This window comes from Actinoalloteichus hymeniacidonis (assembly GCF_014203365.1).
In the GTDB taxonomy this organism is placed as follows: Bacteria; Actinomycetota; Actinomycetes; order Mycobacteriales; family Pseudonocardiaceae; genus Actinoalloteichus_A; species Actinoalloteichus_A hymeniacidonis.
The window spans coordinates 4,376,319-4,395,882 of record NZ_JACHIS010000001.1; the positions used below are offsets into that span (position 1 = coordinate 4,376,319).

21 protein-coding genes are annotated in these 19,564 nt (G+C 69.5%); 10 read left to right on the forward strand and 11 right to left on the reverse strand.

Going from position 1 to position 19,564, the window contains the following annotated elements:
* Window positions 1-39: 39 nt before the first annotated feature.
* Window positions 40-1,413 (reverse strand): cytochrome P450 family protein, encoded by a 1,374-nt coding sequence (locus tag BKA25_RS18125; RefSeq protein WP_069848103.1) that lies wholly within the window; start codon window positions 1,411-1,413, stop codon window positions 40-42.
* A 225-nt stretch (window positions 1,414-1,638) separates the two neighbouring features.
* On the opposite strand from BKA25_RS18125, the gene BKA25_RS18130 reads away from it, so the two are divergent.
* A complete protein-coding gene (locus BKA25_RS18130) occupies window positions 1,639-2,793 on the forward strand; it encodes an 8-amino-7-oxononanoate synthase (protein WP_084643607.1) in 1,155 nt (384 codons plus the stop codon).
* Between the two features lie 31 nt (window positions 2,794-2,824).
* On the opposite strand, the gene BKA25_RS18135 is transcribed toward BKA25_RS18130, so the two are convergent.
* Both BKA25_RS18135 and BKA25_RS18140 read right to left on the reverse strand, forming a co-directional pair.
* Window positions 2,825-3,361 (reverse strand): GNAT family N-acetyltransferase, encoded by a 537-nt coding sequence (locus tag BKA25_RS18135; protein WP_311734485.1) that lies wholly within the window; start codon window positions 3,359-3,361, stop codon window positions 2,825-2,827.
* Between the two features lie 30 nt (window positions 3,362-3,391).
* The gene (locus BKA25_RS18140) at window positions 3,392-4,228 is read right to left on the reverse strand and encodes a S1 family peptidase (RefSeq protein WP_236750612.1); all 837 of its coding nucleotides are present in this window, start codon (window positions 4,226-4,228) and stop codon (window positions 3,392-3,394) included.
* A gap of 174 nt (window positions 4,229-4,402) precedes the next feature.
* Here BKA25_RS18140 and BKA25_RS18145 point away from each other — a divergent pair, with 174 nt between their 5' ends.
* A complete protein-coding gene (locus BKA25_RS18145; protein ID WP_236750610.1) occupies window positions 4,403-5,338 on the forward strand; it encodes a M15 family metallopeptidase in 936 nt (311 codons plus the stop codon).
* 15 nt (window positions 5,339-5,353) lie between these two features.
* On the opposite strand, the gene BKA25_RS18150 is transcribed toward BKA25_RS18145, so the two are convergent.
* Window positions 5,354-6,523 carry an MFS transporter gene (locus tag BKA25_RS18150; protein WP_069848099.1) on the reverse strand — a complete coding sequence of 390 codons (1,170 nt, stop codon included), beginning with the start codon at window positions 6,521-6,523 and terminating at the stop codon, window positions 5,354-5,356.
* Between the two features lie 83 nt (window positions 6,524-6,606).
* Window positions 6,607-7,203, reverse strand: a complete 597-nt coding sequence (locus tag BKA25_RS18155; protein WP_069848097.1) for a TetR/AcrR family transcriptional regulator — start codon at window positions 7,201-7,203, stop codon at window positions 6,607-6,609.
* Between the two features lie 105 nt (window positions 7,204-7,308).
* Between BKA25_RS18155 and BKA25_RS18160 the strand changes: the two genes are divergently transcribed.
* Window positions 7,309-8,082 (forward strand): SDR family NAD(P)-dependent oxidoreductase, encoded by a 774-nt coding sequence (locus tag BKA25_RS18160; RefSeq protein WP_069848095.1) that lies wholly within the window; start codon window positions 7,309-7,311, stop codon window positions 8,080-8,082.
* 63 nt (window positions 8,083-8,145) lie between these two features.
* Entirely contained in the window at window positions 8,146-8,580 is a 435-nt protein-coding gene (locus BKA25_RS18165; RefSeq protein ID WP_069848093.1) for a MerR family transcriptional regulator, read from the forward strand.
* A 54-nt stretch (window positions 8,581-8,634) separates the two neighbouring features.
* Here BKA25_RS18165 and BKA25_RS18170 read toward each other — a convergent pair whose 3' ends face one another.
* The 4 genes from BKA25_RS18170 to BKA25_RS18185 form a co-directional block, all read right to left on the reverse strand.
* Window positions 8,635-9,075: an SRPBCC family protein gene (locus BKA25_RS18170; protein ID WP_069848091.1), complete on the reverse strand. Its 441-nt coding sequence runs from the start codon at window positions 9,073-9,075 to the stop codon at window positions 8,635-8,637.
* A 106-nt stretch (window positions 9,076-9,181) separates the two neighbouring features.
* A complete protein-coding gene (locus BKA25_RS18175; protein ID WP_069848089.1) occupies window positions 9,182-9,856 on the reverse strand; it encodes a response regulator in 675 nt (224 codons plus the stop codon).
* A 2-nt stretch (window positions 9,857-9,858) separates the two neighbouring features.
* The gene (locus BKA25_RS18180) at window positions 9,859-11,124 is read right to left on the reverse strand and encodes a sensor histidine kinase (RefSeq protein ID WP_069848088.1); all 1,266 of its coding nucleotides are present in this window, start codon (window positions 11,122-11,124) and stop codon (window positions 9,859-9,861) included.
* A 7-nt stretch (window positions 11,125-11,131) separates the two neighbouring features.
* Window positions 11,132-12,016, reverse strand: coding sequence for a hypothetical protein (locus tag BKA25_RS18185; protein ID WP_069848086.1), 885 nt, complete (start codon window positions 12,014-12,016; stop codon window positions 11,132-11,134).
* 295 nt (window positions 12,017-12,311) lie between these two features.
* Between BKA25_RS18185 and BKA25_RS18190 the strand changes: the two genes are divergently transcribed.
* From BKA25_RS18190 to BKA25_RS18205, 4 genes are all read left to right on the forward strand, one after another.
* Window positions 12,312-12,848 (forward strand): YbhB/YbcL family Raf kinase inhibitor-like protein, encoded by a 537-nt coding sequence (locus BKA25_RS18190; RefSeq protein WP_069848084.1) that lies wholly within the window; start codon window positions 12,312-12,314, stop codon window positions 12,846-12,848.
* 79 nt (window positions 12,849-12,927) lie between these two features.
* The gene (locus tag BKA25_RS18195) at window positions 12,928-14,109 is read left to right on the forward strand and encodes a VanZ family protein (RefSeq protein WP_069848082.1); all 1,182 of its coding nucleotides are present in this window, start codon (window positions 12,928-12,930) and stop codon (window positions 14,107-14,109) included.
* 226 nt (window positions 14,110-14,335) lie between these two features.
* Window positions 14,336-15,724: a mycothione reductase gene (locus BKA25_RS18200; RefSeq protein WP_069848080.1), complete on the forward strand. Its 1,389-nt coding sequence runs from the start codon at window positions 14,336-14,338 to the stop codon at window positions 15,722-15,724.
* Window positions 15,725-15,864: 140 nt separating this feature from the next.
* A complete protein-coding gene (locus tag BKA25_RS18205) occupies window positions 15,865-16,008 on the forward strand; it encodes a hypothetical protein (protein WP_172803758.1) in 144 nt (47 codons plus the stop codon).
* 27 nt (window positions 16,009-16,035) lie between these two features.
* Here BKA25_RS18205 and BKA25_RS18210 read toward each other — a convergent pair whose 3' ends face one another.
* Window positions 16,036-17,343 (reverse strand): CynX/NimT family MFS transporter, encoded by a 1,308-nt coding sequence (locus tag BKA25_RS18210; RefSeq protein ID WP_236750608.1) that lies wholly within the window; start codon window positions 17,341-17,343, stop codon window positions 16,036-16,038.
* 48 nt (window positions 17,344-17,391) lie between these two features.
* Here BKA25_RS18210 and BKA25_RS18215 point away from each other — a divergent pair, with 48 nt between their 5' ends.
* Together BKA25_RS18215 and BKA25_RS18220 are read left to right on the forward strand one after the other, a co-directional pair.
* Window positions 17,392-18,096 (forward strand): FadR/GntR family transcriptional regulator, encoded by a 705-nt coding sequence (locus BKA25_RS18215; protein ID WP_069848078.1) that lies wholly within the window; start codon window positions 17,392-17,394, stop codon window positions 18,094-18,096.
* 331 nt (window positions 18,097-18,427) lie between these two features.
* Window positions 18,428-18,853 carry a hypothetical protein gene (locus tag BKA25_RS18220; protein WP_157421008.1) on the forward strand — a complete coding sequence of 142 codons (426 nt, stop codon included), beginning with the start codon at window positions 18,428-18,430 and terminating at the stop codon, window positions 18,851-18,853.
* 60 nt (window positions 18,854-18,913) lie between these two features.
* Here the strand turns inward: BKA25_RS18220 and BKA25_RS18225 are convergent, their stop codons facing one another.
* Window positions 18,914-19,492 carry a Uma2 family endonuclease gene (locus BKA25_RS18225; RefSeq protein ID WP_084642756.1) on the reverse strand — a complete coding sequence of 193 codons (579 nt, stop codon included), beginning with the start codon at window positions 19,490-19,492 and terminating at the stop codon, window positions 18,914-18,916.
* Between the last annotated feature and the right edge of the window lie 72 nt (window positions 19,493-19,564).

The window sequence follows — 19,564 nt, forward strand, 5'->3', positions numbered from 1 at the left end:
CGTCGCCCTACTCACCGTGATCGACACGTTGCGTCACGCTCACCCGAGGTGTTGGCGGACCAACACACGCTGAGGGGCGCGGAAGGACAGCAACCGAAGTTCGGGCGGAGTGGGCTCGACCCGGTGGAGCCCGGGCAGTGCGGCGGCCACCGTCTCCAACACTGTGATCGCCTCGGTACGGGCCAGTTCGGCGCCCAGACAGAAATGCGGCCCGTGCCCGAATGCGAGGTGCCGCCGCGTATTCGGTGATGAGGCTCGGTGGGACGTGCCCGTCGAGGACGCGGCCTCGACACGCGGGCATCCGCGCTGGGCCGATGCCGGTGCAGTGCAGGCGGTCCGGTCGGCGGCCGAGTGCGGCCGGGTTCTGGCGGCGTCGGTCCGCGACGCAGCCCGCTGGTCGCACGACCGCTCGTTCTCGTCGGCACCCGCCGCGCCCAACAACAGCAGGAGGCGGGCGCCTGCCGGGATGTGCACACCGTCGATCACGGTGTCGCGCGCCGCGATTCGACGCCAGGTGGGCACCGGCGGCGAGTGTCGGAGGAAGTCCTCGACGGCCGTCGCCGCGACTCCCGGCGTGGCTGCCGCCATCCCGCGCCACCGGCCTGGATCGTCGAGCACCCGATGCAGCAGTCCGGCCAGCAGCTGGGTCGTGGTCTCCTGGCCCGCGATGAGCAGGAAGTAGCAGACACCCACGGCTTCATCGGCCGACAGCGGGTCGCCGCCGGGGAGTCGATGCCGCCGCAGCGCGGCGAACAGGCTCGGCTCGGCGTCGCCCGCCGAGGCGAGTCGAGAACGCAACCATCGGTGGAAGGCGCCCGCCGAGGCGGCGAGTTCGCGCTGCCGCTCGGGTTGCGGCGCACCCCAGAACAGTTCGAGTGAGGCGGTACTCCACGCCTTGAGCCGTGGCAGGTCGACGTCGTCGATCCGCAACAGCCGCAACAGCACCCTGGCGGGCAGGTCTCGAGCCAGCGGCGCCGCCAGGTCCACGGTGGATCCGGCTTCGAGCGGACCACGCAGTTCGTCCAGATAGGACTCGGTGAGGCGTCGAATCAGCGGCACGGCCTCGGTTATCCGCGCGGGGGTGAAGAAGGCGGCCACCAGCCGACGTAGCCCGAGGTGTGAGGCCGTGCCGTTGTTGGCCAGAGTCGGGGGTAGGGCGAAGTCCGCACGAGCCAGGGTGCGCAGCGCGGGCCCCTGCAAGGCGGTGAAGGCGTCGAGTGCGTTGTCGGGCCGGAAGGTGTCGACGTCGACGAGGATGCGTCGGATGTCGACGGACCGACGGATCAGCCAGAGTCCGGTCTCGGCCGATCTCAGCACCGAGGGCCCCGGGTCGCCCGTCGGATCCCACAGTCGTTCGAATCGGGGCGACCATGCCGAATGGACGGCCGAGGTACCACGCACATCGTCGAGCACGCATCGACGGTACGGCTAGCCGTTCGGGGCCCGCGATTCTCCGCACGGTAGCGGGGAGGACGCGGGTCGGTGTCGCATTCCGTCAGCGCCGAGGCCGCGCGCCGGGCGTGCGACACTGCGGTCGTGGTGAACAGGCACTCGCCCGAGGCCGATCATGCGGTGACCGCTTCGCCGCACCCGACGACCGAACCGGTGCGGACGGATCGATCCGACCACGGGGCGTGGGTGTTCGACTGGCTGGATGTTCGATCCGGAGCGAGAACGAGAGCAGGGCTACGCCGTCGGCTGGTACCGAGGTCGGCAGGCGCCGAGGTACTGGATCTGGCGGGCAACGACTATCTCGGTTTGTCGCGTGATCCCCGCGTCGTCGCGGCGGCCGCCGAGGCGGCGCGCAGGTGGGGCGCGGGTGCGACCGGATCCCGGTTGGTCACCGGCAACATCACGGCGCACACCGAGTTGGAGGGCGAACTCGCCGAGTTCTGCGGGATGCAGAGCGCGCTGATCTTCTCCTCGGGATACCTCGCCAATCTCGGAGTGCTCGGCGCGTTGGGCGGGCCCGGAACACTGCTGGTCGCCGATGCCTACAACCATGCCTCCTTGGTCGACGGCGCGCGGTTGTCCCGGTCGGCCGCGTTGTCCGTGCCGCATCGCGATGTCACGGCGATGGCCACCGCGCTGCGGGACCGACGGCACAAGCGGGCCGTCGTGGTGACCGATTCCGTTTTCTCGGTGGACGGCGATCTGGCACCGCTGGGCGGAATCTCGGCGGCCTGCCGGGAGCACGGTGCGGCGTTGCTGATCGATGATGCACACGGTCTAGGGGTGCTGGGGTCCGGCGGTCGGGGCGCGGCCGAGGCCGCCGGTCTGGCCGGTCGGCCCGATGTGGTGATCACCGCGACGCTGTCGAAATCGCTGGGCGCCCAGGGCGGCGTGGTGCTGGGCCCGCAGCGGGTGATCGACCACTTGGTGGACACCGCCCGCACCTTCGTCTTCGACACCGGTCTGGCACCCGCCTCGGTGGGGGCGGCAGCGGCGGCCCTGGCGGTGTTGCGGGCCGAACCCGGGCTCGCCGGGACCGTCGTCCGGCGGGCCGAGACCTTGGCGGGCAGGCTGCGCGCGGCCGGGTTGGCGGTGTCGGAGCCCGCCGGGGCGGTCCTGTCGATCCGAGCGCCGTCGGCCGCAGACGCGCTGAGCTGGGCGGCGCGCTGCCGAACGGCGGGGGTGGCCGTGGGCTGCTTTCGGCCGCCGTCGGTGCCCGATCACGTCTCGCGGCTGCGGCTGACCGTGCGAGCCGACCTGACCGAGGAGGATCTCGACCGGGCCGTCCGGGTGGTGGTGGCTTCCGCGCCGAATCCAACGACGACTGGCGGCCGGACCTGACCCGGCGCGGACCGCGACCGGTCGAAGCCCGTCAGACGGGGTCGCCCGCGCGGGCCATCGGCTGGTGCGCGATGCCGTCCTCGTCGTAGACCTCGCCGACCGGTCGGTACCCGAAGGAACGGTAGAAGCCGAGGACGGCGACCTGGGCGGCCAACACGGAATCCGTCGACCCGATCTCGGCGATCGCCATCGTCATCAATCGGCCGCCGAGCCCTCGTCCCCGGGCCGCCTCGGCCGTGCAGACCCGACCGATGCGCACCGTCGAGTCCGGCTCGGCGAGCAGCCGGAGGTAGGCCAGCACGGCCGGGGACTCGGCGGGGTCGGAGTCGTCGGTCAACCAGAGGTGCACGGTGTCGGCGGCCAGGTCGCGACCGTCCAGTTCCGGATACGCGCACTCCTGCTCGACGACGAACACGTCGCTGCGCAACCGGAGGATCTCGTACAACGACCCGGCGGACAGCTCGCTGCCGAGCGCGCGGTGCGCGACCACGTCGCGAACGGTGTCTTCGACGGCCGGGGCGTGGTCGCGACCGGCACCGGAATGTTCTTCAGCAGAGAGGGCGGACACCCTTTCTGTCTAACAGACCGAGGGCGAGCGTCACCCTCGGGTCAATCGCTCGAGGACCTCGCGGTAGGAAAGGAGCCGGGTGTAGACCCCGGGGCTGTCGGCCCGAGCGCAGCCATCGCCCCAGGAGACCAGGCCGACCAGCTTGCCCTCGACCACCAGCGGACCGCCGGAGTCGCCCGCGCAGGCATCGCGGCCGCCTTCCGGGAACCCGGCGCAGACCATGGCGTGCGCATCGAACTCCGGATACGCCGTGAGGCAGTAGTCGTTCGCGAGCATGGGCAGGTCGAGCGACCGCAGGGTGGGCGAGGTCGCGCCGCTCTCGCTGGTACGCCCCCAACCCATGGTCGTCGCCGGGGTTCCGGCGGCGTACAGCCGTTCGTCGTTGCGGCCGATGAGCTCGATGGTCTCGTTCTCGACCCGACGGTCCAGCGTGAGCACGGCGACGTCCTCGCCATCGACGAAGGACGTGTAACGCGGGTGCACCCAGATGTCGGACACGCCCACCTGGACGCCGTGATCGGTGCGCAGGTCGGTCCGCCCGACCACGACCTGGATGTCGGACCTGGGCTTGATCCGAACGCCGTCGGCCGACGGCAGCGCCAGGCAGTGCGCGGCGGTGATCACCTTGGTCGGTGCGACGAGCGCCCCACCGCAGTACAGATCACGACTCGGTGTGGTGAGGGCCACCGTCCACGGGTGTTCGGCGGTGTCGGCCGCCACCCCGCCGATGATGCGTCCCTCCGCGACCGAGCCGCTCTCGGTGCTGGCTCCTGCGGTGGCCACGGGAGCCGCCACCACCAACAGGGCCGCCATCAGCAGTGATCGGATCCGGCGGATTCGACGCGGTTGCTCCATTCGACGCAGCAAGACTGCTCCCTTCGGCTCACCGATACGAGCACACACCGTATCCGATCGGTTACCCTTCGGGTTGGGATGTTTCGCCGGATCAACCACTCGGGCGAGCACCGAACCGGTCGACGATCGGGCCCGGTACGCCGGGGCTCACACCGACGCGCCGATCACCCGTGTCAGGCTGGCACGGTGCCGAGCAACCGAATGCTGCGTCGAGTCGCGCTGGTGGCGTCGATGGTCGTGTTGGCGGGTTCCTGCTCCCTGCAACCGCCACCGAGTTCCGACGCCGTCGCACTGCTGGAGACCGGTCCGCGCACCGTGACCAGCGAGGCCGACGCGGCGCCGCCTGCCGATGTCGAGACGACGCAGCGTCCGCCCAGCCGGGATTCGAGCGAACCGGTGGAAACGCAGCCACCGGTCGAACAGACCTATTGGCGGGTGGGAGCCTCCCCGCTGCCGCTGCGTCCCGACGGTCTCGGCGAGATCCAACCCACGCCGCAGGAACTCGTCGATCGCAGACTGCCGACCACGTCGACGCTGCCCGCGCCTGCGGCCGACGACTACGTGGCGACCTCGGCCGTGGTGCCCGCCGACGTGTTGGAACGCAGTACCTGGCACCCGGGTTGCCCGGTGGGCAGCGAGGAACTCCGGTATCTGACCTTGTCGTTCTGGGGGTTCGACGGCGGACATCACACCGGGGAGATGCTGGTGCACGCCGATGTCGCCGACGCGGTCATCGAGGTGTTCGGAGCCCTGCACGCCGAGCGGTTCCCGATCGAGGAGATGCGGGTCACCGCGGCCTGGGAGTTGGACACGGCGCCGACCGGCGATGGGAACAACACCTCCGCCTTCGTATGTCGGTCGGCCGTCGGCATGGGACGTTGGTCGGACCACGCCTCGGGACTGGCGGTGGACATCAACCCGTTCGTCAATCCCTACGTCCGTTCCGATGGAGTGGTGATCCCCGAGCTGGCCTCGGCATACACCGATCGCGAACACCGCAGGGACGGCATGATCCTGGAGGGCGGCATCGTGACGGACGCCTTCGATGCCGTCGGCTGGACTTGGGGAGGCCGATGGGCCTCGCCGCTGGACCTGATGCACTTCTCGGCAACCGGTGGTTGAGTCCCCCGCCGCGCCTCACGCATCGACGGTGGGTCGGGGGAATCGGGCCGCCCACCAGAACAGCACGAAGGCGATGGCGCCGAATCCGGCGGCCGCCACGGGAAGAGCTCCGGTGCCCACCGTGGTCAGCAGGATGCCGCCGACCACTCCGCCCGCCGCGACGCCCAGGTAGGTTGCCGAGGTGTTCCAGGCCAGGGCCTGCGGCGCGACGGGACCGGCGAGTCGATGCAGTCTGGCGGCGACGGCGGGGGAGTTCCAGAACGCCGCGGCGCCCCAGACGATGCCGGGCAGCAGGATCACCGGCAGACCCACGGGCCGTAGCAGCCAGGCCGCCCATAGCACCGCCATCGCCAGCAGGAAGGCGCCGACCCCGATGGTGAGGGTCCGATCCGAACCCCATCGATCGGTTGCCAGGCCGCCGGCCCAGATCCCGATCATCCCGGCGATTCCCGAGAGCGCGAACAACGCGCCCCGGACGGTGATGTCGGTTGTCGCGACCTCGCCGAGGAACGGCGCGAGGTAGGTCAGGAACATCATCGATCCGGTCATCAATGCGGTGTTGGCCAGTAGGCCCAGGGATACGGCCGGTGCGCTCAGGACGCGGAACTGCGCTCGCAGCGGGGTCGGCTCGGTGTCCACCGTCGTCTTCGGCAGCGTCGCCAGCAGGAACACCAGCGCACCGATGCCGAGCACGGCCATGGTGGCGAAGGTGGCACGCCAGCCCAGGGCGCCGCCGATCCAGGTTCCGATCGGCACGCCCAGCGCGGTGGCGCCGGTGACGCCGAGGGCGACCACCGCGATGTAGCGGCCGACCCGTTCGGGTGGGGCCAGTGCTGCGGCCAGCGCGAACGAGGCGGGTGTCGACGCCGCAGCGGCCAAGGCCGCGAGCACCCGCAGCAGGAGTAGTACCTCGTAGGTGGGCACGATGGCCGCCAGCAGGTTGGCCAGCGCGAACACCGGGAGCGCGATGGCGAAGAGCCGCCTGCGCGGCACCCTGGCCAACACCACACCCGCGATGGGGGCGGCCACGGCGACCGTCAGCGAGAACACGGTCACCAACTGACCGGCCTGCGCATTGCTCACCGCGAGTTCGGCGGCGAGCTCGGGGAGCACACCCGCGATCACGTAGTCGTCGGTGTAGAAGACGAAGGCCGTCGCCAACAACGCGAACAACCAGGCAGGCATCGTCGGTCCTCTCGGGTTTGGGCACGACCCGGTAGCGCTGCCTCGCGATCGATGGCAGCGCTGGAACGGATCGGATCAGTGGGTCAGCGGCGGTCGATGACCTGTTCGAGATGGAAACGCAGGGTCTCCCGCAGACGGGCGGGGGTCGGCGATCCGTGTGGGTACACGACATCGGTCGTCAACCCACCGATCAACGCCGTCAGTCGCGCGGTCTCCGCATCGACGTCGCGGACGCCGACCGAGGTCAGGACCTCGTGTAGGACCTGGCGCAGGTCCCGGGCCATCCGCTCCGACATGGGCCGCAGCACCGGGCGACGGCGAGCGGCGGCCATGAATTCCAGCAGCACGATCGCCTCGACGTGCTTCGCCTCGTCCAGGGGCAGCAGTTCCTCGACGACCCTGGCGACCGTCGCCACGGCCTCCGCAGGCGAGGCGGGCCGCACCTCGGGGGGCGGGTGTACCGCGAGCCTGCTGCCCATCCGGTCGCCGACCTCCTCGGCGGCCGCCGCCAACAGGGCGTCGTGGTTGTCGAAGTAGTGCCGCACCGAGCCGATGTTGAGCCCTGCCTCGTCGGCGACCTTGCGCAGCGAGGCGCCTTCGACGCCTTCCCTGGCGACCAGTCGCAGGGTCGCCTCGACCACGGCTCGACGTCGCTGGACCGGATCCACCACCACAGGCACCGCACCAAAGTATCACACCCGTGATACATAAACCCGGGAGCGATCACCGCATCCCGTGGGTCCGACTTGACCTTGTCGCTTACGTCAAGGTTCTACCTTGCTGCCATGACAGACGGAGAACTCGATTTCGCAGGTCAACGGATCATCGTCACGGGGGCAGGCTCCGGGATCGGGCGAGCGACGGCGCAGGCGTTCGCCCGCAGGGGAGCCTCGGTACTGGCGGTCGGGCGCACCCCGGAGAGGCTCACCGAGACCGCCGAGGGCCGGGCGGGGATCCATCCGTTCGCGGCGGACCTCACCGCCGAGGCCGGGCCCGCACAGATCGTGGCGCAAGCGCACGAACGACTCGGCGGCATCGACGTGCTGGTGAACAACGCGGGCGTGGTCCGCCCGACCCCACTGGGATCCGTCACCGGACAGGAGGCTCGACGACAGTTCGAGACCAACCTCGTGGCGCCGATCCTGTTGATGCAGGAGGCACTGCCCGGTCTGGAGCGGAGCCGAGGGACGGTGGTCAACGTCAGCTCCGCCATCGGACAGCGTGGGTGGCCCGCGATGTCGGTGTATGCGGCGAGCAAGGCCGCGCTGGACTCGCTGACCCGGGTCTGGGCGGTGGAGCTCGGGGCACGCGGGGTGCGGGCGGTGACGGTGGCCCCGGGGCCGACCCGAACGCCGGTGTTGGCCAACAACGGCTATTCGGCGGAGCAGGCGGCCGCGGCGATGAGGACACAGGCGCAACGCTACGAACAGTTGCCCGTCGGACGGATGGCCGAGGCCGAGGAGGTGGCCTGGTGGATTCTCGCGGTGTCGGATCGACGCCGCGCAGCACAGGTCAACGGCGCCTGGCTGCCGGTGGACGGCGGCGGCAGCGTCTCCTGAGGACGCGGCCCCGGACCTGCCGGGGCCTGCCGCCCGAGGACACCGACGAGGAAGAATGACCGGATGCGGATCGGCGAGGTGGCGGCACGCGCGGGATGCAGCACGCGATCGGTCAGGTACTACGAGCAGCACGGTCTGCTCGAATCCGATCGGCTGGCCAACGGATACCGGGATTACGCCGAGCAGGCGGTGCGTCGCGTGATCAACATCCGCAGGTTGCTGGACCTGGGGCTCGTCCTGGACGACGTCAGGTACTTCGTGCCATGTCTGGACGGCGATCCGCTCCGGAGCGCACCGCAGGAGCCCGGCCTCGACATCGTCCGCAGGAGGCTGACCGAACTGACCGGGCGGATCGACACACTCACCGAGATCCGCGACGGGCTCGCCGCACAACTGGCCGAGGCACAGCGGGAACCGAGAACGGTCGGGACGGGTGCCGTCGGGGCCTCGGACTCCGACGGCACGGTTCCGGTGGCGGTTCCCAGCGCAACGGCGTAGCGAGCGGGCCGGTCGACAGCCGCCCGGCAACCCGAGGCGACTCCCCGCGACGGCTCAGCTCGCGCGACGGGCGAGGTTGTCGAGGAGTTCCCCGTAGATCCGGCGCAGCCCGATGGGGGCGAAGGTCCGCTCGAAGAAGCCGCCGATTCCGGTGGCACCCTGCCAGGTATTGGTGACCACGACCCGCGACCGGCCTGCCGCGCCCGGACGAACGGTCCACGTCGTGACCATGCTGGAATTGGCGTCCCGCTCGATCAGGTCACCGTCTGCGGACTGGTCCACGTCGAGCAGGCAGTCGCGGATCCGGCTCTTGGTCGCCTGCAGTTTCCAGTGCACCCTCGTTCCCGCACCCGCACCACCCGCAAGCACCTCGTACTCGCTGAACGGCGGGGGCAGTACGGCGGGTCGGGTCTCCCGATAGTCGGCCAGCAACTCACGCATCCGGGGGATCTCCTGGTCGAACTCCCGCTCGACCGTGACCTTGACCTCAGCCATGACACTCCACTTTCGTCCGGGAACCACCGATGAACCGCGCGATCACGGTATCGGTCCGACACCGAGCGACCATCGCCGACCTGGAAGCGAGGCGGAGCAGGCCGTGTCAGCCAGGCCGGACCAACCCGGTCTCGTATGCGGCGATGACGGCCTGGGTTCGGTCGCGTGCGTCGAGTTTGGCCAATAGCGCTCGGACATGAGTCTTGACCGTCTCGACACCGAGGAACAGCGTGCCCGCGATCTCGGCGTTGGTCAGTCCGGTGGCGATCAACCGCAGGACCTCGGTCTCTCGTTCGGTCAGCTGCGGTGCCCGTCGCGACGAGGTCGGGCGGCCGGTGACCAGTGCCCGGATCGCGGCCGGGAACAACAGGGAGTCGCCTGCCGCGATGGTGCGCACGGCATGCAGGATCTCCTCCGGCGAGGCGCGTTTCAGCAGGAAACCCTGTGCGCCTGCGTGTAGCGCGTCGAGGACGTTGTCGTCGTTCTCGAAGGTGGTCAGCACCAGGATCTTCGGCAGCGCCGGATCTCCCGCGCGTACCCGCCGGGTGGCCTCGATCCCGTCGATCCTGGGCATCCGGATATCCATCAGCACCACCCGTGGGCGCAGCCTGCGAACGAGTTCGCCCACCTCGACACCGTCGGCGGCCTCGCCGACCACCCGTAGATCGGGTTGGGCGTCGATGATCGCGCGCAGTCCGCCTCGGACCAACGGCTCGTCGTCGACGATCACGACGTCCACGGTGGACTCGTCGCGGACGTCTGCTCCGGCATCCGTCGCCATGATCAACTCCCTCCCGCAGGCGTCGGCAGTATCGCCGAGACCGTCCAGCGGCCGTCGACGACGCCCGAGTCGACCGAACCGCCCAACATCGCGACGCGCTCGCGAACTCCGAGCAGTCCTCGCCCGCCGCCGGTGCCCTCGCGGCGGCGCGCACGGCCCTCGGGCAGTGGGTTGTCGATGACGAGGCGGAGTTCCTCGGCGGTCACGGCGAGACGAATCCGCACCGGGGCCCCTGGCGCATGGCGCAGGCAGTTGGTGAGGCACTCCTGCACGATGCGGTAGGCCTCGCGCGACACCTCGGAGGCGAGCGTGTCGAGTATGCCGTCCACCTGCACCGCCACCTCCGTCCCCGAGGTCCGCGCGGCATCGACGACGGCCCGCAGATCGAGCAGGGTGGGTGCGAGACGGCCGGTGGACTCGTCGTCGGACTCCTCGTCGCGGAGCAACCCGAGGACGTGATCGAGATCGGTCTGCGCATCGCGGGCGGCCGCCTCGACCGCCCGCATCGCCGCCACTGCGAAGTCGACGTCGGTGGACACCGTGTGCCGGGCGGCGCCCGCCTGAACGCTCACCACGCTCAGCGCGTGGCCCACCGAGTCGTGCAGTTCCCTGGCCAGCCGGTGCCGTTCGGCCCTTCGCATCGATCTGCGACGTTGCTCGATGGCACGTTCCTCCGGCGTCGGTCCGAGCAGCGAGCCCGCCAGGCGACTCAGCAGCCGACCCGAGCCCGCAGCCAGCAGGATCAAGCCGAGTAGAACGAGCACCGACAGCGGCGGCAGCCACCAGCGAAGGGGTCCGAGATCGTCGATCGGCCAGCCCGACGGCGGCCGCAGTTCGCTCAGCAGCGGTGCCAGCAGCCCGATCACGACAGCGGGCGGCACGGTGAGCGTGAGTGCGGCGAGGACCCCGCCGATCACGAGGTGGATCATGAACCACAGGCTGGTACGACGCCGAGCCTGCCGACTTCTCGCGCGCCCGATCGGCAGTTCCGCGACGGGCCCGCCCAACAGTGCTCGGGCCGCGCTCACCGAGAGCTCCCGGACGGGTGCGGCCAAACCGATGAACGCGACCAACGGCAGCGCCGCCAGGGTCGCCACGATCAGTACCGGCAGTTCGCTCGTCGCGTGCGGCCGCCAGAGGATCTCGACGGCCACACCGGTCAACGCGACGAACGGCACCAGCAACGCGCCGCCCAGGATGAGGTGGACCCAACGACGGTAGGTCGTGGCGGCCACCACCGGGCGCAGCACGCGAAGCAGGAATCTCATGGGCCTATCACGGTAGCCGCGCGGCGACGGGATCGGCGGCCACGATGCCGTCTCCCGGGCGGGTACGCAGTTGGTAGACCCAGGTCGTGGCGGCGAGCGCCGGTCCCAGCAACGCCCAACTGCCATAGAACAAGGTGAACACCCACTCCGCCAGAGCGGCGGGCTCGGACGATTCCGCAGGCACCAGCAACACCGGGATGATCGTGATCAACGCCCCCGCTCCGAACCACCCACCGGCCAACAACAGCCACCGGGGAAGGAATCCGAAGCCTCGGAAGAGCAGCGCGAGGATCAGGACCGCACCCGCCAGGGCGAAGATCGCCGGAATCCAGCCTGCGTCGAAACCCTGGGCGACCGATTCACCGATGACCCCGATGTCGAAGCCCAGGGCCCAGGCCGTCTTGACCGCCGGATACACCAACACCAGGACCAGAGCGGCGATGCCGAACCACGAGCCGCGAGGCCCGGGGGTGGCGAAGGTCCGGCCGCTCAACATGCTCGCGGCGAGCAAAGCGAATGCGATCGCCGCAACCGTTCGAACCGCCATCGGCAGAAGCTCGTAGGGCATCGGCATTCCGAAGAACGCCAAGGGAACCCCGAAGACCTGGATGAGCAGTCCGGTCGAGGTCCACAACAAGGCCGCACCGGCCAGCACGCCGATCGTGACGGACGTCGGATGCCGGTGCAGGCGGGCCGAGCCGAGCAGCAGGGCCGCGACGAGACCGAGACCGGCGGCCACCGTGTCGAACCACAGGGGGACACCGGTCGTTCTGGTGAGCACGTCGGTCGGGGCGGGCAGCAGGCCGATCACCGCCAGCGCTACGCAGCAGAGCAGCGCGGCCCTGGCCAGACTGCGCGCGAGTGGGTGGATTCCAGGAGCGGGATGTGTCATCGCGACCTGCCTCTCGGTGCTCGGTGCCGATGTGGACGGCCGGGCCGTCGAACCGGCTGGGCGTTGTCACCGTGAGCGTCTCCTCCCGGCGGCGTCCTCGGCCTCCCTCGCGCGAGGGAGCCGCCTCCCTCGCGGGGGTGGACTCCGCAGCCGGGCGGCTCCGGGCGTCGGACCGACCCTCGGCGGTTCGGGCACGCCCGGCGTGCGGTCAACAGGCGGCGCGATGCGGGGGAACGCCGATAGGGTCTTCGGCGAGCGCAATCGATCTCGAACGAGCCAATGCACGAGGAGTGCCATGAACCTGGACCGGCCGGTCGCCCCCGATCCCTACTCGTTGCTGCCCTCGGTGCCGTCCTTCACGGTGACCAGCTCCGATGTCACCGACGGCGAGACGCTGCCCCTGCGTCAGGTCTCTGCGGGCGCGGGCGGCGACGACGTGTCCCCGCAGCTGAGCTGGTCGGGTTTCCCCGCCGACACGCAGGGTTTCGTCGTCACCTGCTTCGACCCGGACGCACCGACCCCGGCCGGTTTCTGGCATTGGGGCGTGGTCAATCTGCCCGCCGACACCACGGAGCTGCCCAGCGGGGCGGGCGCCCTCGATGCACCGCTGCCCGGCGCCGCCTTCGCGGTGCGCAACGACCTGGGTGCCAGGGGCTACGCGGGTGCCGCTCCCCCGCCCGGTGACCACCCACACCGCTACTACTTCGCCGTGCACGCCATCGACGTGCCCGCGCTGGAGGTGGACGAGGGCACGAGCCTGACCGTGGTCAGCTTCAACCTCGTCTTCCACACGCTGGCCAGGGCGATCATCACCCCCGTCTTCTCCCACTGAATCCGACGTAGCCAGGCGGCCGGCGCCTGCGAGGACACCTCGCCCGCCGGCCGCCTTGATAACAGGAGCACCCTCCACCGTGAGCATCCGTGTCCTGCCCGGGTTCGTGGCGTTGACCCTGGCCGTCGTCGTGGCGTCGATCGCGTTCCTGCCCTACGTGGCTCGGCAGTATCGACGCCGAGGGCAACTGGGTTTAGGCCATGCGGCGATCGCCTTCGGCTTCCTCTGTTACCTATTGGGTCTGCTGGCCTACGTGTTGATCCCCATCCCCCCGGTGGCCCCCGGCTTCTGCGAGGCCTATGACTGGGTCCGTCCGCAGCTCAGCCCACTGGCCAGCCTCGCCGGACTCCCGTCGACGTTCGGCTCCGGCGGTGTCCGCGCCCTGCTCGTCGACTCCGCTTTCCAACAGTTCGCGATGAACATCGCGTTGTTCGTGCCGCTGGGCATGTTCGTCCGACACATGTTCCGCCGAGGTTTCCTCGCCACGGTGGCGATCGGAGCGGCGGCGACCCTGTTCATCGAGTTCACCCAGCTCACCGGCATCTGGTTCATCTACCCGTGCCCGTATCGCTTGTTCGATGTCGACGACCTGCTGGCCAACGGAATGGGCGCGGTCATCGGTGCCGTACTCGCCCCGCTGCTGCGGCTGGTGCCCGGTCAGCGGGTGGGCGCCGCCCCGGGGATCCCCCGGCCCGTGACCGTGAGCCGCCGGCTACTCGGAATGGCCTGCGACCTGCTGGTGATGTTCCTCAGCGGCAACGTCGGCCTGTTGATCGTCACCTGGTTGCTGGGCACCGATGCCACAGCCGAGGACGGGCTGCCCTGGACCCACGCGGTCGCCCAGTGGGGCCTGCCCGCGTTGTTGATCGGGACCAGTCTGCTGATGCGCAGGGCGACCCCGGGACAGCAGATCGTCCTGCTGCGTCTGACCAGCAGGGACGGCGACGGGGCCACGCCGCTGCAGGCGATCATCTGGTGGATCAGCGGATTCGGGGTGTTCGGCATCCTGCAGACGGCGGCGTTGATCTGGTGGGCGCCTGCGGCGTGGACCGCCCTGGGACTGGCCGCCCTGCACGCGGTGGCTCTACCACTGACCCGTGACCGGCGGGGAATCAGCGGCCTGCTCAGCGGGTTGCATGCGGTGGATGCCCGAATCGATCGAACACCCGAGCCGCCGACCGACGGAGTCACCGACGCCGATACCGACGCCGAGCCGGTGGCGGCGCGATCCCGGCGGACCGACGACGACGCGACGCGATAACCGCCTCGCACGCGGCGGAGCCGGACCGTTGTTCGCGCTCCGCCGCGCGATGCGTCACCTCGGTGGACTCGGCGTGACGGCAGCCACGCAGACTCCTCGCAGCAGGCGGGTCACGGCGACGACCCGCCATCGAACACCGCGCCGACACGCCTAGCGTGACGGGCAACGCGGCGCAGACCGACCAGAACTCGAAAACCCGGCCACCAGCGACAGTGGAGATGACGGCGTGCAGCATTTCGACCTTGCCATCGTAGGCACCGGATCGGGCAACTCGATCGTCGATGAGCGGTTCGCGGATTGGAACGTGGCGCTGATCGAACGCGGCACCTTCGGCGGCACCTGCCTCAACGTGGGCTGCATCCCGACGAAGATGTTCGTGCACGCCGCCGACCTGGCCGCCACGCCCGCCGCATCGGCCCGCCTGGGCGTCGACTCGGAGCTACAGGGGGTGCGCTGGCCCGAGGTGCGGGATCGGATCTTCGGCCGGATCGACCCCATCTCGCAGGGTGGCAGGCAGTACCGCGTCGAGGGCAGTCCCAATGTGACCGTCTTCGAGGGCACCGGCCGCTTCGTCGGCGACAAGATGTTGGCGGTGACCAGCGCGGGCACCGATGAGAAGACGATCAGCGCGGACCGTTTCGTGCTGGCGGCGGGCAGCAGGCCGATCCTGCCCGCGGTGCCGGGAATGGCCGACGTCGGCGCGCACACCAGCGACACCATCATGCGGTTGGAGACGCTGCCGAAGCGGATGGTCATCGTGGGCGGCGGTTTCATCGCGGCCGAGATGGCACACGTCTTCAGTTCGTTCGGCACCGAGATCACCCTCGTGACCCGCTCCGGTGCCCTGCTACGGCAGGAGGATCTCGACGTCTCCCGCCGGTTCTCCGAAATGGCGGCCGAACGCTGGGATGTGCGTTTCGACCAGGAGATCACCAGTGTGGAGCGGCAGGACGATCTCATCCGCGTGCACCTGAACGGTCCCGACGGCGCCTCCACCGCAGCGGGCGACACCCTGCTGGTCGCGGCGGGGCGCGCGCCGAACTCCGACCTGCTGCATCTGGATCACACCGGTGTGCAGCTGCACCCGGATGGCCGGGTCGTGGTCGACGAATACCAGCGCACGGGTGTCGAGGGCATCTGGGCACTCGGCGACATCAGCTCGTCGCATCAGCTCAAGCACGTCGCCAATCACGAGACCAGGATCGTGCAGCACAACCTGTTGCACCCCGATAATCCCCGCGCCTCGGATCACCGATTCGTCCCCCATGCGGTGTTCTCCTCGCCGCAGGTGGCCTCGGTCGGTCTCACCGAGCAGGAGGCGTTGGCGCAGGGACTCCGGTTCGTCAGTGCGACCCAGGACTACGGCGACATCGCCTACGGCTGGGCCATGGAGGACACCACGGGCTTCTGCAAGCTGATCGCCGAGGCCGACACCGGGCGACTGCTGGGCGCGCACATCATCGGCCCGCAGGCCGCCACGCTGATCCAGCCGCTGATCCAGGCGATGAGCTTCGGTCTCGATGCCCGGCGGATGGCCCGCGAGCAGTACTGGATCCACCCGGCGATGCCGGAGTTGGTGGAGAACGCGCTGCTCAAGCTGCCGTTGTCGGACTGATCCTTCGGTGGGCGCCTCGCAGACAAGGCGGGGCGCCCGCTCGGCACGGATCACGGGTTGATGAGCCGCCCAATTGGGTAATCTCGGACATGACGCCGCAGGAGCGGCGTCGGAATCAACGAGAAAAGGAGTTGGTCGCTATGGCATCGCTGTTCTCGCGTATCCAGGACTTCGCCAAGAGCCCGAAGGCCCAGGAGGCACTCGACAAGGCCAAGCAGATGGCCAACGACCCGAAGAACAAGGAGAAGGTCCAGGGCTACCTGGCCAAATTCCGCAAGAAGTGAGCGTGGACTCGTGAGTGTGGGCCGTCGTCAGACGTAGCGGGGTCGCCCCGCGATCACGCCGAGGACGGTCTGCACCGTGAGGACCCCCAGGATCATCAACAACGACACATCCCAGTCGCCGGTGATGTCGTGCAGCACCCCGAATAGGAACGGGCCGGTGGCCGCGATCAGATAACCGAGACTCTGAGCCATCGCCGAGAGCCGGGCCGTCTCGGAGGCCGACCGGGTTCGCAGCGAGATGAGCGTCAGCGCCAACGGGAACACCGCCATCCCCGTTCCGAGGGTCAGCGTCCACAGCAGCGGCGCCCACAACGGAGCGATGAGCAACCCGAGGATCCCGATGGCGGCGAGCCCGCCGAGACCCAGCGCCCATCCGGACTGGGTACGACTGCGCGCGATGAGCGGCCCGGTCAGCAGACTCATCGGCACGCCGACCACCATCACCACCGACAGCAGCAGTCCCGCGGTGGCGATGTCGAGTCCGGCCCCGATGAACACCTCGGGCAGCCAGCCCATCACCACGTAGGCGATCAGTGCCTGCATGGCGAAGAACAACGTGATGACCCAGGCCAGCGGGCTCCGCAGCAGGGAGCCCTCGCGGTCGGGAGTCGCCTGCGCGGCGGCGGGCGGCGTCGCCTTGTCATGTCGGGCGGCGATCGACCACACGCACAGCGCGGCCAGCGCCAGTAACGCCCAGGTGGCCAACGGCAGCCGCCAACCACCCGTAGCCTCGGCCAGACGCGGCGTGAGTGCGGAACCGAGTGCACCGCCTGCGGCCATCACCGAGGTGTAGACCCCGGTGGCCATCCCGATGCGATTCGGGAAGGACTCCTTGACCACGACCGGGACCAGCACATTGCAGATCGCGATGGCACCACAGGCCAGGAAGGTCCCCGCCAGCACGGCGGTCGGTCCGTCGACGACCCGCACCGTCAGACCCACCGACAACACCAGCAGCGCGAGTCCGATCCCCCGGGCCAAGCCGATGCGGCGTGCGATGAAGGGTGCCGCGATCCCGGCGAGGCCGAAGCAGAGAGTCGGCACGGTGGTCAGCAGACTCGCCCAGGTGGCCGTCTGGCCCAGCGAGCTCCGGATATCACCCAGCACCGAGGCCAGGCTGGTGACCGCGGGGCGCATGTTGGCGGCGGCCAGCGCGACGCCGACGAGCAGCAATGCACTGCCGACGAGCGCGGTGTAGCGCCGGGCGGAGGTCGGTGCTCCGGAGTCGGCTAGCGCGGCGCTCTCCCGTTCGAGGAGGGTCTGTTCCTCGTTGCCGGGTAGATCGAGGAGAATCCGCTCCCCGGGAGGCTGCTGTTCGCGCTGTTCTCGAGACACGCGGACTACTATGCCAAACATAGGATGTTCGGACGAAAGGATGTTGCTGTGCCGTTGGCCACCACACGGCGGACCGGCCTCGTCGACCAGGTCATCGCCCAGCTACGCGTGCTGATCGTCGAGGGCGAATGGTCGATCGGCAGCCGCATCCCGACCGAACCGGAACTGGTCGAGGCGCTCGGAGTAGGCCGCAACACCGTCCGCGAGGCGGTGCGTGCCCTGGCGCACGCGGGACTGTTGGAAGTCCGGCAGGGCGACGGCACCTACGTCCGCGCCACCAGCGAGCTGTCCGGGGCGGTCCGCAGGCTCTACACCTCGGAACTGCGAGACGTGCTGGAGACCCGACGCGCGATCGAGGTCGAGGCGGCGAGGCTGGCGGCGGCGCGACGCACCGAGGAGGAGCTGGCGTTGCTCACCGAGACCCTCGGTCGACGCGACGCGGCGTTGGCGGCGGCCGAGTGGGAGGCGATGGTGCGCGCGGACACCGAGTTCCACGCCCACGTCGTCGAGGCGTCCCACAACTCGCTGCTCACGGAGCTGTACGCGGGGTTCACCGAGGCCGTGATGGCCAGTGTCGCGACCGGCGTCGCCATCGACAACGCCGCGACCTGCGTCGAGCACGTCTCCCACAGCGCCCTACTCGCCGCGATCCGCGATGGCGATCCGGCTGCGGCGGCGCGCGAGGCGGGCGGCTTCCTGAATGAGCAACTGGATCGGCTGGGCGAGGCGGAGGACTCGGCTGTTCAGGGGTAAGCGAGCGGGCAGTCGGCAGCGCGCTGACGCGCCTACGGGAATCGGTCACGACCGGTGAGAAACCAACGTGATCACGGATGCAGCACGTTTTCACTCTCCGCATCGCGGCGGATGCGTTCGATGAGAATCTTCGACGGACAACGCCTATGTGATGGACGGTGCGAGCGACATCGTGGTGACACCCCGCGTCAGAAACTGGTCGGTAAGCGCCATCGCGTTGCTCGTGTCCTTGATCGCAGGCTCGGGTATCGAGGGCTCGTCGAGCGGATCGTTGATCACCTCGTGGGGGTCCGCCCGTGTGTGCTTACCCCTCGCAGCCGGCGAGTCGCGAGTGACGGCAAGTTCAACGGTGCGCAACGAGGGCCCCGAACCGGTGACCATCATCGCGATCACACCGATCGACGCGCACGATGCACAGCTCGCGGATGCCGACCTCGTGCCGATGCCGACCGTTCCCGACGCGGATGGATCGTTCACCATCGCTCCGGGGTTCGGCGCTAGTTATCCACCTGCGGAAAACCTCGAAACTCCGGCATCAGCAGCTCTCTGGGCGGATCGTCGCCAGGCGATCGGTTCGGTGATAGCGCCGGAGACCACCTGGAACCTGGCCTACTCGGTCAGCACCGAGCGCGCCGGATCCATTCAGGGACTGGCAATCGACTACGAATCGGCCAACGGACAACGGCACCGAACACGGACCCACCTCGCCGTCGAACTCCGCAGCCAATGCCTTGGGTCGACCGCCGAGAACGCGTGACTGCCCCCTGCGCCGGGAGGGCCTGCTGATCGCGCACCACGACGTTCGTCGAGTTCGTGACTAGCGCAGGAGCGTGGCCGGGTCGATCCGCACCGGGACCGGGCCCGCATCGATCGTGGCAGGCATTCCCGCAGTGACGACGCACTCCTCGATGTAGCGCCCGCCATCCAGACGCAACGCGGTCAGGATCGGATTACGAAGCCGGCCCTGGACGATCGTCCAGAGGAACGGGACGCCCGCTGCCGCGTAGGCGGTCTGCTTCGTCTCGCGTTCGGCCTTCGGGTTGCCGGGCGACCAGATCTCCACGGCCAAGGCCAACGCCTCGGCGGGGAAACTCGTACCGCGCGGCGGGGTGTTCAACACGACGACGTCGGGAATCAGGGCCGTGCGCCACGGGGTGGAGATGCGGACGTTCACCGCGGGCACCACGTGCAGGTCGTCGCGGCTGGCGGCGTCGACCGCATCCTCGACCAGTCTGGCCAGTCGGAACGCGGCACGCTGGTGCTCACCGGACGGGGCGGGCGTCATATGCAGGTGTCCCAAGATCAGTTCCAGGCGCGACCCGTCCACCGGCGGATCCAACGCAAGCCAGTCCTGGACCGAGTACGGGCCGATCGGGTGCTCCATGACGGCGGTCACCGGCTTACCTCCTCGGTTGCCTCGACGCCGGGGTTATCGGGCGTGCTGGTGTTCGGCAGCTGCTCCCAGCTT

Bases quoted from the DNA above. Each gene is read 5' to 3' on its own strand.
- BKA25_RS18190 (WP_069848084.1), top strand. From the start codon at position 12,312: ATGAACCTGGACCGGCCGGTCGCCCCCGATCCCTACTCGTTGCTGCCC.
- BKA25_RS18205 (WP_172803758.1), top strand. From the start codon at position 15,865: ATGGCATCGCTGTTCTCGCGTATCCAGGACTTCGCCAAGAGCCCGAAG.
- BKA25_RS18150 (WP_069848099.1), bottom strand. From the start codon at position 6,523: ATGCCTGCCTGGTTGTTCGCGTTGTTGGCGACGGCCTTCGTCTTCTAC.
- BKA25_RS18175 (WP_069848089.1), bottom strand. From the start codon at position 9,856: ATGGCGACGGATGCCGGAGCAGACGTCCGCGACGAGTCCACCGTGGAC.
- BKA25_RS18185 (WP_069848086.1), bottom strand. From the start codon at position 12,016: ATGACACATCCCGCTCCTGGAATCCACCCACTCGCGCGCAGTCTGGCC.
- BKA25_RS18160 (WP_069848095.1), top strand. From the start codon at position 7,309: ATGACAGACGGAGAACTCGATTTCGCAGGTCAACGGATCATCGTCACG.
- BKA25_RS18180 (WP_069848088.1), bottom strand. From the start codon at position 11,124: ATGAGATTCCTGCTTCGCGTGCTGCGCCCGGTGGTGGCCGCCACGACC.
- BKA25_RS18165 (WP_069848093.1), top strand. From the start codon at position 8,146: ATGCGGATCGGCGAGGTGGCGGCACGCGCGGGATGCAGCACGCGATCG.
- BKA25_RS18170 (WP_069848091.1), bottom strand. From the start codon at position 9,075: ATGGCTGAGGTCAAGGTCACGGTCGAGCGGGAGTTCGACCAGGAGATC.